Annotated in this window: 13 protein-coding genes and 1 pseudogene; 8 read left to right on the top strand and 6 right to left on the bottom strand. The window is 63.6% G+C overall.

Going from position 1 to position 13,001, the window contains the following annotated elements:
• Positions 1-131 precede the first annotated feature (131 nt).
• From M5B96_RS18675 to M5B96_RS18690, 4 genes are all read right to left on the bottom strand, one after another.
• Positions 132-1,529 carry an LLM class flavin-dependent oxidoreductase gene (locus tag M5B96_RS18675; protein ID WP_248798199.1) on the bottom strand — a complete coding sequence of 466 codons (1,398 nt, stop codon included), beginning with the start codon at positions 1,527-1,529 and terminating at the stop codon, positions 132-134.
• Positions 1,519-1,974 carry a hypothetical protein gene (locus M5B96_RS18680; protein WP_248798200.1) on the bottom strand — a complete coding sequence of 152 codons (456 nt, stop codon included), beginning with the start codon at positions 1,972-1,974 and terminating at the stop codon, positions 1,519-1,521. The genes M5B96_RS18675 and M5B96_RS18680 overlap by 11 nt, the downstream gene beginning before the upstream one ends.
• A 9-nt stretch (positions 1,975-1,983) precedes the next feature.
• The gene (locus M5B96_RS18685) at positions 1,984-3,186 is read right to left on the bottom strand and encodes an SfnB family sulfur acquisition oxidoreductase (protein WP_248798201.1); all 1,203 of its coding nucleotides are present in this window, start codon (positions 3,184-3,186) and stop codon (positions 1,984-1,986) included.
• A gap of 295 nt (positions 3,187-3,481) precedes the next feature.
• Positions 3,482-4,045 carry a helix-turn-helix domain-containing protein gene (locus M5B96_RS18690; RefSeq protein WP_248798202.1) on the bottom strand — a complete coding sequence of 188 codons (564 nt, stop codon included), beginning with the start codon at positions 4,043-4,045 and terminating at the stop codon, positions 3,482-3,484.
• On the opposite strand from M5B96_RS18690, the pseudogene M5B96_RS18695 reads away from it, so the two are divergent.
• From M5B96_RS18695 to M5B96_RS18725, 7 genes and pseudogenes are all read left to right on the top strand, one after another.
• Positions 4,040-5,079, top strand: a pseudogene (locus tag M5B96_RS18695) (DMT family transporter). The gene M5B96_RS18690 and the pseudogene M5B96_RS18695 overlap by 6 nt on opposite strands.
• 169 nt (positions 5,080-5,248) lie before the next feature.
• Entirely contained in the window at positions 5,249-8,167 is a 2,919-nt protein-coding gene (locus tag M5B96_RS18700; protein ID WP_248798203.1) for a monovalent cation/H+ antiporter subunit A, read from the top strand.
• Complete coding sequence (locus M5B96_RS18705; protein WP_191487694.1) at positions 8,167-8,511, top strand: Na+/H+ antiporter subunit C; 345 nt, start codon at positions 8,167-8,169, stop codon at positions 8,509-8,511. The genes M5B96_RS18700 and M5B96_RS18705 overlap by 1 nt, the downstream gene beginning before the upstream one ends.
• Positions 8,508-10,175, top strand: a complete 1,668-nt coding sequence (locus M5B96_RS18710) for a monovalent cation/H+ antiporter subunit D (protein ID WP_248798204.1) — start codon at positions 8,508-8,510, stop codon at positions 10,173-10,175. Before M5B96_RS18705 ends, M5B96_RS18710 begins: the two co-directional genes overlap by 4 nt.
• The gene (locus tag M5B96_RS18715; protein ID WP_248798205.1) at positions 10,172-10,660 is read left to right on the top strand and encodes a Na+/H+ antiporter subunit E; all 489 of its coding nucleotides are present in this window, start codon (positions 10,172-10,174) and stop codon (positions 10,658-10,660) included. Before M5B96_RS18710 ends, M5B96_RS18715 begins: the two co-directional genes overlap by 4 nt.
• Positions 10,657-10,935 carry a K+/H+ antiporter subunit F gene (locus M5B96_RS18720; protein ID WP_248798206.1) on the top strand — a complete coding sequence of 93 codons (279 nt, stop codon included), beginning with the start codon at positions 10,657-10,659 and terminating at the stop codon, positions 10,933-10,935. Before M5B96_RS18715 ends, M5B96_RS18720 begins: the two co-directional genes overlap by 4 nt.
• Entirely contained in the window at positions 10,932-11,291 is a 360-nt protein-coding gene (locus tag M5B96_RS18725; RefSeq protein WP_248798207.1) for a Na+/H+ antiporter subunit G, read from the top strand. The genes M5B96_RS18720 and M5B96_RS18725 overlap by 4 nt, the downstream gene beginning before the upstream one ends.
• Before the next feature lie 4 nt (positions 11,292-11,295).
• Here the strand turns inward: M5B96_RS18725 and M5B96_RS18730 are convergent, their stop codons facing one another.
• Together M5B96_RS18730 and M5B96_RS18735 are read right to left on the bottom strand one after the other, a co-directional pair.
• On the bottom strand, positions 11,296-11,490 hold the full coding sequence (locus tag M5B96_RS18730) for a pyocin S6 family toxin immunity protein (RefSeq protein ID WP_248798208.1): 195 nt from the start codon (positions 11,488-11,490) through the stop codon (positions 11,296-11,298).
• A 58-nt stretch (positions 11,491-11,548) separates the two neighbouring features.
• A complete protein-coding gene (locus M5B96_RS18735) occupies positions 11,549-11,833 on the bottom strand; it encodes a hypothetical protein (protein ID WP_248798209.1) in 285 nt (94 codons plus the stop codon).
• A 287-nt stretch (positions 11,834-12,120) separates the two neighbouring features.
• On the opposite strand from M5B96_RS18735, the gene ehuB reads away from it, so the two are divergent.
• Positions 12,121-12,993, top strand: coding sequence for an ectoine/hydroxyectoine ABC transporter substrate-binding protein EhuB (gene ehuB / locus M5B96_RS18740; protein ID WP_248798210.1), 873 nt, complete (start codon positions 12,121-12,123; stop codon positions 12,991-12,993).
• The last annotated feature ends 8 nt before the right edge of the window (positions 12,994-13,001 follow it).

Consider the following 13,001-nt stretch of genomic DNA (forward strand, 5'->3'; position numbering starts at 1 on the left):
CGGGCAAGCTCCGCTCCTACTTTTTTTTTGCGTCGTACATTAAAGCCGGGGCAACTCGAACCTTGTGGGAGCCGAGCTTGCCCGCGAAAGGGCCCTGAAGGTCACCACAAGAGCCCCTGCCCCGCTCGGTATCAGGCCGACCGCAGGCTCTTTCCGCGCAACGCCGCCAGGTCCCGATACCCCGCCCCCGGATGGATATCCGCCAGCTTCGGCCCCGCGCCGAACAGCTTCTCGCGCAAGGTCCCCGGCGCATACTCGGTCTTGTACACACCACGCTTCTGCAACTCCGGCACCAGCAACTCCACCGCATCGACAAAGGTTTCGTGGGTCAGCGCATAGGCCAGGTTGAAACCATCGACATCGGTCTCCTCGACCCACTCCTGCAACAGGTCCGCCACGGTTTCCGGACTGCCGACAAACAACGGCCCGAAGCCACCGATCCCGACCCAGTCGGCCAACTCATTGGGTGTCCAGATCCGGTTCGGATCCGCCGTGGAAAAGGTCTCCACCGCCGACTGGATGGCATTGGTGTGCACATGCCGCAATGGTTCATCTGGCTTGAACTGGCTGAAATCGATCCCGGTCCAGCCCGAGATCAGCGCCATGGCCCCCTCGTAGCTGACATAGGATTTGTATTCCTCGAACTTGGCCTTGGCCTTGGCATCGGTCTCGCCAAGGATCACCGTCTGCAGGTTGAAGATCAGGATGCTCTTCGGGTCCCGACCGGCCTCGGCCGCGCGCCGACGGATATCGGCCACGACCTTTTTCAGCAGGACCTTGGACGGTGCGGCGACGAACACGCACTCGGCATGCTCGGCGGCGAACTGCTTGCCACGGCTGGACGCGCCGGCCTGATACAGCACCGGCGTGCGTTGCGGCGACGGTTCGCACAGGTGGATACCCGGCACCTGGAAGTGTTTGCCGACATGCTCGATCTCGTGGATCTTGCTCGGGTCGCTGAACACCTTGCGCGCCCGGTCGCGCAAGATCGCGCCGTCTTCCCAGCTGCCCTCCCAGAGCTTGTAGCAGACCTCCAGGTACTCCTCGGCATAGTCGTAGCGCGCGTCATGTTCGGTCTGGGCGCGCTGACCAAGGTTCTTCGCACCGCTCTCCAGGTACGAAGTGACGATGTTCCAACCGGCGCGCCCCTTGGTCAGGTGGTCGAGGGTGGAAAGGCGCCGGGCAAAGGGATACGGGTGCTCGAAAGACAGTGAGGCGGTGAGGCCGAAGCCCAGGTGCTCGGTCACCAGCGCCATCGGCGGGATCAATTGCAACGGATCGTTCACCGGCACCTGGGCCGCCTGGCGGATCGCCGCGTCGCCGTTGCCGTTGTAGACGTCATAAATACCCAGCACATCGGCGATAAACAGGCCGTCGAACTTGCCCCGTTCGAGGATCTTCGCCAGGTCGGTCCAGTACTCCAGGTCCTTGTACTGCCAGGAGCGGTCCCGTGGATGAGCCCACAGCCCGGGCGACTGGTGGCCGACGCAGTTCATGTCGAAGGCATTGAGGCGAATTTCACGGGACATCGACAGCACTCCTGGCACTCGGCGGAACCGCTCCGTTGAGGCGCAAATCACCGATCAATCGGTATTTGAGATGCAACGGGTCCTGCAGCGGATCATGGCTGGGCAACCACTCGGGACGCTGCCCAGTCAGTTCCAGCTCGACCTGGCCGACCTGCGCCAGGGCTTCGGCGATGGCAATGCTGGCTTCAGCGACGGCGATGGTCTTTTCGGCTTCGTCCTGGGCCCCGGCGGCAATCCGTTCGGCGCGCTCCAGCAGGGCCGCCGCGACATCGATGCGAATCTGCAAGTCGCCGAACTTGCCGACGACCTGGTGATCGGCGACCAGTTGCGCATGGCCGCGCACCGCGCCCAGGGTCCGTTGCAGGGATTGGCGGGCGTTGTCCAGGTCACTCGCCACCCGTGCCAGGGCGGGCTGGTGGCTGGCGGGATGAGTCAATGCGTTCATCGTGGGCTCCTAGTTCCAGGCATGTCGGGCCGGCTTGACGCCGTTGAGCAGGTAGTTGCCGATCAGGTGGTATTTCCAGCGCGCCGGGTCATGCAGGGTATGGGTGCGGGCGTTGCGCCAATGGCGATCGAGGTTGTGCCTGGCCAGTACCGAACGGGTACCGGCCAGTTCGAAGAGCTTGCTGCTGGCCAGCAGCGCGATCTCGGCGGACAGCACCTTGGCCTCGGCCACCACTACGGAGGCCAGGGCGACACTGTCTTCGCTCGGTTGCGCCAGGGCGTGATCGACGGCCAACCCGGCCTTTTCCAGGATCGCCTCGGCGCCGTGCACCCGCCATTCCAGATCGCCGATGGCGGCCTGGGTGAAGGGGTCCTGCCAGCCGTGTTCCTGCTGGCTGTCGATCCACGGCCGCGCCTGGCGGGCATGATGCTTGGCTTCTTCCAGGGCACCGACGGCAATGCCGGTGTCGACGGCTGCCTGGATGATCTGGGAAATCGGACCGTTGGCAGTGGGCAGGTCAAAGGCCTTGTGCGCCGGAATCACGCTGCTGCGCGGCACCTTCACATCGTTGAACAAGGCGTTGCCGCTGGCAGTGGTGCGTTGGCCGAAGCCATCCCAGTTGTCGATGATGGTCAGGCCTGCGGAGCCCTGTTCGACAAAGGCGATCTGCGCATTGCCGGCCTCATCGAGAGCGACCACCGGGACGATATGGGCGAACAAGGCGCCGGTGCAGTAGAACTTTTCGCCGTCGATGTGCCCGGTGTCGCCGTCGAAACGGATGCGGGTGTCGAAGGTACCGGCGTTCTTGCTCTTGGCTTCGGAGAAGGCATTGCCGAAGCGATAGCCTTGCAGCACTTTGGCGAAGTAGTACTGCTTTTGTTCCTCGCTGGCGGTTTGCAGGAGGATATCCAGCACGCCGAGATGGTTCTGCGGGATCTGGCCGAGGGACGAGTCGGCGGCGGAAATGATCTTGATGACTTGCGCCACCGTCACATAGGAAACACCGGCACCGCCGTAGGCTTTGGGAACGGTGATACCCCACAGGCCGCTGGCGGCGAATTCGTCGAGTTCGGCGGCGGGCAGGCGCCGCTCGCGGTCACGTACGCCAGCTTCGACGGCAAAACGCGCGGCGAGGGTTCTGGCGGCGGCAATGGCCTCTTCATCCGAACGGATGATATGGGCGGTGTAGGCAGGTTTGGCGACAGTTGTCATAGACCGACTCCCGAGTCCTTGAAAATGCAAAACGCATGACAAGGACATAGCAGGAGTCGTGCCTGAAAATAAAATCCATATATTTCAGTAATTTAAGCTTAAAACGCAGAGTTGATCAGAGCTGTAAAACAGCAAACTGCCCAGACACTGTTGCCCTGGCAACACTCGGCAGCGAGCTTTCCAATACCCGCCAGAGAAGGGAATGAAAACGTGGGGCAGCGCGACCCGGTAGGAGCCGGGCTTGCCCGCGAAGCTTTTGGCGGCCTCAAGGGCCTAATCGCCAGCAAACTTGCCCCTACAACACCACGTTGCGGATAAAACGCGTCGCCACTTCGTCATCGTTGCGATAGCCATGGGGCTGGTTGCTGGGAAACATGAAGAACTCCCCTGCCGCTACCCGCCGCGGCTGCTCGCCGAGCATCACCGTCAGGCAACCTTCGAACACGTAGATCTGCTCACTCCAGCCGTCGCAATCCGGCTCCGAGTCATAGCGTTCCCCCGGTTCCAGACGCCACTCCCAGAGCTCGACTTCGCGACTGGCCATGGCCTTGGCCAGCAGCACCGCCTTGCTCCCCGGAATCACCCCGGCCCAGGCCAGTTCGTTGATCCGACTCGGGTCGCGGGCATCCGGCGCCTGGATCAAGTCGCTGAAAGCCACGCCCAACGCCTCGGCCACCCGGTCCAGGGTGGTCAGGCTGACATTCTTTTCCCCCGCTTCGATCGCCACCAGCATCCGCCGGCTGACCCCGGATTTTTCCGATAAGGCGCTCTGGCTCAACTGAGCCGCATGGCGCAGGCGACGTACGTTCAAGCTGACGTGTTGCAGCACCGAAGCCCGTTGCGAAGTTTCTTTGTGCACTATATTGCTCACTTGGTTGGTTTGCGCAGTATACTGCCCAGCTTCGGCGCATTGTGCGTCTCACCCGGATAGTGTGCAAGGCCATGACTGCGGCGAACTCCAACACCTCGTTTGCCTCGACCCTGCGGTTCAGCAAGGCCGAGTGCGTGCTGATCCTGATCACCATGGTCTGGGGCGGCACCTTCCTGCTGGTACAGAACGCCATGACCGTCAGCGGCCCGATGTTTTTCGTCGGCCTGCGCTTTGCCGCGGCGGCGAGCATCGTCGCCCTGTTCTCGGCCCGCAGCCTGCGCGGTATCACCGCTTTCGAGCTGAAGGCGGGGTTCTTTATCGGCAGCGCGATCATGCTCGGCTACGGCCTGCAAACCGTCGGCCTGCAAAGCATTCCCAGCAGCCAGTCGGCGTTTATCACCGCGTTGTACGTACCCTTTGTGCCACTGCTGCAATGGCTGGTGCTGGGCAAGCGTCCGGGGCTGATGCCCAGTATCGGGATCATGCTGGCCTTTACCGGTTTGATGCTGTTGTCCGGGCCCAACGGTGCGAAGCTGAATTTCAGCTCCGGGGAGATCGCCACGGTGATCAGCGCCATCGCGATTGCCGCCGAGATCATCCTGATCAGCAACTATGCCGGCAAGGTCGATGTGCGCCGGGTGACCGTGGTGCAGTTGGCTACGGCGTCGATCCTGGCGTTTCTGATGATCGTGCCGACCCAGGAGGCGTTGCCGGAATTTTCCTGGCTGCTGCTGGCCAGCGCGGTCGGCCTCGGCGCCGCCAGCGCGGCGATCCAGGTGGCGATGAACTGGGCGCAGCAGAGTGTTTCGCCGACCCGCGCCACCTTGATCTATGCCGGAGAGCCGGTCTGGGCGGGGATTGCCGGGCGCCTGGCTGGCGAGCGTCTGCCGGGGATTGCACTGCTGGGGGCGGCGTTGATCGTGACGGCGGTGATCGTCAGTGAGTTGAAGACCAAGGGCAAACAGCGGGTCGAGGCTGTCGAAGAGACTGCGGAAGCTGAAGGCCTGGATCCAAACAAATAGCCAGACCGCGAAAGCGTCGGCTCAGCCCCCCCCTTCACCGCCCCCTCATTACAAGCAGGCGCATCAGGCATTTACCACCTACCTTGTAGGATTCTGCCACAGGTTCTTTGTTGGTGATCCCCGGTGCGCCACGTATGATCCTTGGCAAACTCCTGCAGATTAGAAGCCTATGTCCCTGATAGTTCTACTGCTTCTGCCTTTTATCGGCAGCTGTCTGGCAGCCCTGCTGCCGCATAACGCACGCAACAGCGAATCCATCCTCGCCGGTGTTATCGCCCTGGTCGGCACCCTGCAGATGGCGCTGCTCTACCCGCAGGTCGCCCATGGCGGCGTGATCCACGAAACCATCGACTGGCTGCCCAGCCTCGGCCTGAACTTCGTCCTGCGCCTGGACGGCTTTGCCTGGCTGTTCTCGATGCTGGTGCTGGGCATCGGTACCCTGGTGTCGCTATATGCCCGCTACTACATGTCACCAGAAGACCCGGTGCCGCGCTTCTTCGCGTTTTTCCTGGCCTTCATGGGCGCCATGCTCGGCCTGGTGCTGTCCGGCAACCTGATCCAGATCGTGTTCTTCTGGGAACTGACCAGCCTGTTCTCCTTCCTGCTGATCGGCTACTGGCACCACCGCAGCGACGCCCGTCGCGGTGCCTATATGGCGCTGACGGTGACCGGTGCCGGCGGCCTGTGCCTGCTGGCGGGGGTATTGATCCTCGGCCATGTGGTCGGCAGCTATGACCTGGACACCGTGCTCGCGGCCGGCGATCGGATCCGCGCCCACGCCCTGTATCCGATCCTGCTGCCACTGATCCTGATCGGCGCCCTGAGCAAGAGCGCGCAGTTCCCCTTCCACTTCTGGCTGCCCCACGCCATGGCCGCGCCGACCCCGGTCTCGGCCTACCTGCACTCGGCGACCATGGTCAAGGCCGGGGTGTTTCTCCTGGCGCGGTTGTGGCCGGCGCTCTCCGGCAGCGAGGAATGGTTCTGGATCGTCGGCGGCGCCGGGGCCGCGACCCTGCTGCTCGGCGCCTACTGCGCCATGTTCCAGAACGACCTCAAGGGCCTGCTGGCCTACTCCACCATCAGCCACCTGGGCCTGATCACCCTGCTGCTGGGCCTGAACAGCCCGCTGGCCGCCGTGGCCGCGGTGTTCCACATTCTCAACCACGCCACCTTCAAGGCCTCGCTGTTCATGGCCGCCGGCATCATCGACCATGAAAGCGGCACCCGCGATATCCGCAAGCTCAGCGGCCTGATCAAGCTGATCCCGTTCACCGCGACCCTGGCGATGGTCGCCAGCGCCTCCATGGCCGGGGTGCCGCTGCTCAACGGCTTCCTGTCCAAGGAAATGTTCTTCGCCGAAACGGTGTTCATCAATTCCACCGCCTGGGTCGAGATGGCCCTGCCGGTCATCGCCACCATCGCCGGCACCTTCAGTGTCGCCTACTCGCTGCGGTTTACCGTCGATGTGTTCTTCGGCCCCCAGGCCACCGACCTGCCCCACACGCCCCACGAGCCGCCGCGCTGGATGCGCGCACCGGTGGAACTGCTGGTGTTCACCTGCCTGCTGGTGGGGATCTTCCCGGCCCAGGTGGTCGGCTCGATCCTCGCCACCGCGGCCCTGCCGGTGGTCGGCGGGACCCTGCCCGAATACAGCCTGGCGATCTGGCACGGCCTCAACGCGCCGATGATCATGAGCCTGATCGCCATGTCCGGCGGCGTGCTGCTCTACCTGTTGTTACGCAAACAACTCAAGCGCGGCCGTTTCAGCCGTCCGCCAGTGATCGGTCGCCTCAACGGCAAGCGCCTGTTCGAACGCAGCCTGGTGCTGATCATGCGCTACGCCCGGCGCATCGAACGCCGGGTCAGCACCCAGCGCCTGCAAACCCAGTTGTTCCTGCTGGTGCTGGCGGCGGTGGTCGGCGGCCTGATCCCGATGCTGCACAGCAGCCTGTCCTGGGGCGACCGGCCGAAGATCCCCGGTTCCATCGTCTTCGTCACCCTCTGGCTGCTGGCCATCGCCTGCGCCCTGGGCGCCGCCTGGCAAGCCAAGTACCACCGGCTGGCGGCGATGATCATGGTCAGCGTCTGCGGCCTGATGACCTGCATCACCTTCGTCTGGTTCTCCGCGCCGGACCTGGCCCTGACCCAACTGGTGGTGGAAGTGGTCACCACGGTGTTGATCCTGCTCGGTCTGCGCTGGCTGCCACGGCGTATCGAAGAGGTTTCGCCATTGCCGAGCAGCCTGCGCAAGGCGCGGATTCGCCGCCTGCGCGACCTGCTGCTGTCGGGCGCTGTCGGCGGCGGCATGGCACTGTTGTCCTATGCCATGCTGACCCGCCAGACGCCCAACGACATTTCCTCGTTCTTCCTGAGTCGCGCCCTGCCCGATGGCGGCGGCAGCAACGTGGTGAACGTGATGCTGGTGGACTTCCGTGGCTTCGACACCCTCGGCGAAATCACCGTGCTGGTGGCCACCGCACTGACCGTGTTCGCCCTGCTGCGGCGCTTCCGCCCGCCGAAGGAAAGCCTCGAACTGCCCAACCAGCAGCGCCAGTTGGCCCCGGATGTGCTCACCGACCTGGTCAACCCGCGCAGCGCCAGCGACACCGCCCTGGGTTTCATGATGGTCCCGGCGGTGCTGGTGCGCCTGCTGCTGCCGATTGCCTTCGTGGTCTCGATGTACCTGTTCATGCGTGGGCACAATCAACCGGGTGGCGGCTTTGTCGCCGGGCTGGTGATGTCGGTGGCGTTTATCCTGCAATACATGGTCGCCGGCACCCAGTGGGTCGAGGCGCAGATGAGCCTGCGGCCGTTGCGCTGGATGGGCACCGGCCTGCTGTTCGCCACGGTTACGGGCCTCGGGGCAATGGCTTTCGGCTATCCCTTCCTGACCACCCACACTGCGCACCTGCATCTGCCGCTGCTGGGCGATATCCATGTCGCCAGCGCGCTGTTCTTCGATATCGGCGTGTACGCGGTGGTGGTCGGTTCGACCCTGCTGATCCTCACCGCCCTGGCGCACCAGTCGGTCCGCGCCCATCGGCCAAGCCAGCAACTCGGCACCCAACCCAAGCCAGGAGTCGCCTGATGGAAGAAGTCATCGCAATTGCCATCGGCGTCCTCGCGGCCTCCGGCGTCTGGCTGGTGCTGCGCCCACGGACCTTCCAGGTGGTGATGGGCCTGTGCCTGCTGTCCTACGGGGTCAACCTGTTTATCTTCAGTATGGGCAGCCTGTTTATCGGCAAGGAGCCGATGATCAAGGATGGCGTACCCCAGGACCTGCTCCACTACACCGACCCGCTGCCCCAGGCCCTGGTGCTCACCGCCATTGTCATCAGCTTCGCCATGACCGCGCTGTTCCTGGTGGTGCTGCTGGCCTCGCGCGGCCTGACCGGTACCGACCATGTCGATGGCCGGGAGCCCAAGGAATGAACCCGATGTCGCACCTGATCATCGCCCCGATCCTGTTGCCGCTGCTCACGGCGGCGCTGATGCTGATGCTCGGCGAGAAACACCGGCCGCTCAAGGCCCGTATCAACCTCGGCTCGAGCCTGATCGGCCTGGGTATCTCGGTGCTGTTGCTGATCGGCACCCAGGCCGGCGAAACCGGCTCCATAGGCGTCTACCTGCCAAGCAACTGGGAGGTGCCGTTCGGCATCGTACTGGTGGTCGACCGACTCTCGGCGCTGATGCTGGTCCTGACCGGGATCATCGGCATCAGCGCGCTGTTGTTCGCCATGGCCCGCTGGGACCGCGCCGGTGCCAGCTTCCACGCGCTGTTCCAGATCCAGCTGATGGGCCTGTACGGCGCCTTCCTGACCGCCGACCTGTTCAACCTGTTCGTGTTCTTCGAGGTGCTGCTGGCCGCTTCCTATGGCCTGGTCCTGCACGGCTCGGGGCGCTCGCGGGTGTCGGCGGGCTTGCACTACATCGCGATCAACCTGCTGGCCTCGTCGTTGTTCCTGATCGGCGCGGCGCTGATCTATGGCGTTACCGGCACCCTGAACTTCGCCGACCTGGCCCTGAAGATCCCGCTGGTACCGGAAGCCGATCGCGGCCTGCTGCATGCCGGCACGGCGATTCTCGCCGTGGCCTTCCTGGCCAAGGCCGGGATGTGGCCGCTGAACTTCTGGCTGGTGCCCGCCTACTCCGCGGCCAGCGCCCCGGTGGCGGCGATGTTCGCGATCATGACCAAGGTCGGGGTCTACACGCTGCTGCGCCTGTGGACCCTGCTGTTTTCCGGCGAGGCCGGCGCCTCGGCGCATTTCGGCGGCGACTGGCTGATCTATGGCGGCATGGCGACCATCGCCTGCGCCGCCGTGGCGATCCTCGCCGCCCAGCGCCTGGAGCGCATGGCCAGCCTGAGCATCCTGGTGTCGGCAGGCATCCTGCTCTCGGCCATCGGTTTTGCCCAGCCGAACCTCACGGCCGGCGCGCTGTTCTATCTGGTCAGCTCGACCCTGGCCTTGAGTGCGCTGTTCCTCCTGGCCGAACTGATCGAACGCTCGCGCTCGGCCAACGAACTGCCCCTGGACGAGGACATCGACCCGCTGCCACGGCCGCTGGAGTCCTTGCAGCCACGGCCCGGCACCAACCTGGACGATGAACAGAAAGCCGTGGTCGGCCAGGTCATCCCCTGGACCATGGCCTTTCTCGGCTTGAGCTTTATCGCTTGCGCCCTGCTGATCATCGGCATGCCGCCGCTGTCCGGCTTTATCGGCAAGCTGAGCTTGCTCAGCGCCCTGCTCAATCCGAAAGGACTGGGCATCGACGCGCCGATTTCCATGGCGGCCTGGGCCTTGCTGGCCTTGCTGGTGCTGTCCGGACTCGCCTCACTGCTGGCGTTCTCGCGCATGGGCATCTCGCGTTTCTGGACCCCCGAGGAACGTCCGTCGCCGGCCCTGCGGCGTTTCGAATGCCTGCCCATCGTCGCCCTGCTGGGCCTGTGCATCCTGCTGACGGTCAAGGCCGAGCCGCTGTTGCGCTACACCCAGGCGGCGGCTGACTCCCTCGACAACCCGGCGCAGTACATCAGCGCGGTGCAGGCCACCCGCCCGGTGCCGAACCCGAGCGCCGCCGTGGGGGTACAGCCATGAAGCGCCTGTTCCCCGCGCCCTGGCTGTCCCTGGCACTGTGGCTGTTGTGGCTGGTGCTGAACCTCTCGGTCAGCGCGGGTAACCTGCTGCTGGGTGCGGCGCTGGGCTTTTTCGCTCCGGTGATGATGGCACCCTTGCGCCCACGGCCGATCCGTATCCGTCGCCCCGGGGTCATGCTGCGCCTGCTCCTGCGGGTCGGGGCCGACGTGGTGCTGTCCAACCTGGCCGTCGCCTGGGGCGTGCTCAACGCCGGGCGCCACGCACCGCGTTCGGCCTTCGTCAAGGTGCCCCTGGACCTGCGCGATGCCAACGGCCTGGCGGTGCTGGCGATGATCTGCACGGTGGTGCCCGGCACCGTCTGGTCGGAACTGGCCCTGGACCGCAGTGTCCTGTTGCTGCACGTCTTCGACCTCGACGACGAAAGCGCCTTTATCCAGCACTTCAAGACGACTTACGAACGTCCTCTGATGGAGATCTTCGAATGAGCGCACTGCTCACCAATGCGATCCTGCTGAGCCTGTTCATCTTCAGCCTGGCGCTGGTCCTGACCGTGATCCGGCTATTCAAGGGCCCGTCGGCCCAGGACCGGGTCCTGGCACTGGACTACCTCTACCTGATTGCCATGCTGATGATGTTGGTGCTGGGCATCCGCTATGCCAGTGACACCTATTTCGAAGCGGCGCTGCTGATTGCCCTGTTCGGCTTTGTCGGTTCGTTTGCCCTGGCCAAATTCCTCCTGCGCGGCGAGGTGATCGAATGAACGAATTATCGCTCTGGATCGAAATTCCGGTGGCCCTGCTGCTGCTGGCCGCCAGCCTGCTGGCCCTGTGCGGCGCCATCGGCCTGTTGCGCATGAAGGACTTTTTCCAGCGCATGCACCCACCGGCGCTGGCTTCAACCCTCGGCGCCTGGTGCGTGGCGCTGGCTTCGATCCTGTACTTTTCGGCGCTCAAGTCGGAGCCGGTGATCCATGCCTGGCTGATCCCGATCCTGCTGTCGATCACCGTGCCGGTGACCACCTTGCTGTTGGCCAGGACCGGGTTGTTTCGCAAGCGCATGGCTGGGGATGATGTGCCGGCGGAAGTGAGCAGCGGGCGCACTGAGGGTAAGGGCTAAAGATTCACCCGATAAGCTCAGCTATTTTCGTTAGTTGCTCCTTATCCAGCAACCATTCTGCTGCAGACATTTCATTTAGGCTTTTATGGCCGAGAAGCTGCACGATTCTTTCGTTAAAACAGCTATCCAAATCAAGCTCAAATTTGAGAGAGTCATCATGGCTACTATCAAGCAAAAAGCCACTAATACACAGATACATAAAAGCTCCTATTTTTCTACTTTACGACCAGGCTTAGCTGGTTTGGTTTGCTCGCCAGTCACAGAATCATACGGGCGGGGAGCATGCCGGCGATAAAGACCGTGGCGCCACCACCGGCCACCATGGCGCTGCGCAACATCCAGCGGAAGCCCTGTTGGACGATGCCGCCGCCGGCGATTCGACCCAGCGCCGCGTCGGCACCCAGTGTGGCGCCAAGCACGGCGGCCCCCGCCGGAATCGCCTTGGTTTTCGAGACCATGACCGTGCCGAAATGGGAGGCCGGTTCCGTAGCCGTGCCCGGTCGGGGTAAACGCCGCTCGGCTTCACCCCTGGCAAAAAACATATACTTATCACTTAACGATATTTAAAAGTTTTCGCTTATATCGATAAAATCTTTTCCAGATTCTGTCAGTCGAGGCTGAACACCCCTCGGGCCAGGCTGGACAGGCGACAAGCGGACTTGTCGCCGGTACCAGTCAGTTAAGGAAATGGGATCGCAAAAATGCCGCTAACCTGTAGGCGCTGGCTTGCCAGCGATCGCGATGTCACATTAACCGCCGCCATCGCTGGCAAGCCAACGCCTGCAGCCTCCATGTTCGGCTTACCTTTTCCATTCTCTCCAGGTCCTCCATGAACGCTATCAAGTCCCTGTCGTTGTCGGCCGCGCTGTGCAGCAGCGTGCTGTTGAACCTTGCCCCGTCGTCGGCCGTGGCCGCCGGCCTGCTGGAAAAGGGTCGTGGCGAAGGCCTCAGCGCCGGTATCGCCAATGAACAGCCCTATGCCTACATCGGCACCGACGGCAAGGTCACCGGCGCCTATGTCGATGTGCTCAAGGCCATCCTCGGCCCGCTGGGCATCAGCAAGCTGGAAACCCCGATCACCGACTTCGGCTCCCTGGTCCCCGGTGTCACCGCCAAGCGTTTCGACCTGATCGGCGAAGGCCTGTTCATCAACGCCAACCGCTGCAAGGTCATCGGCTTCTCCAACCCGATCACCCGCTCCGGCGGCGCCTTTATCGTCAAGGCCGGCAACCCGCTGAACCTGCACAGCCTCAAGGACGTCGCCAGCAACGGCAAGGCACGCCTGGCGACCCAGGCCGGTACCAACCAGGTCCAGGAAGCCCGCGACAGCGGTGTCCCAGCGGCCAACCTGGTGCTGTTCGACAAGGACACCGAAGCCCTCTCCGCCCTTGAGGCCGGCCGCATCGACGTGGTGTATTTCCCTGACGCGGAAATCATCGGCCTACTCAAGAAAGCCGCCAGCCCGGCCATCGAACGCGCCCTGCCGTTCGAGCAGATCCCCGATGCCCAGGGCAAGCCGAGCTGGAACTACCAGGCCTATGGCCTGCCGAAAAATGATCCGGCCTTCACCCAGGCCTTCAACGCACAGCTGGCCAAACTGCGGGCTTCCGGCGAGTTGCTGAAGATCCTGCAGAAATACGACTACACCGGAAACGAGCTGCCTGACGCGGACGTCACCGCCGCCCAACGTTGCAGCCAGTAACCACGCGC

Source organism: Pseudomonas sp. MWU13-2105 (genome assembly GCF_023242315.1).
GTDB lineage: Bacteria > Pseudomonadota > Gammaproteobacteria > Pseudomonadales > Pseudomonadaceae > Aquipseudomonas.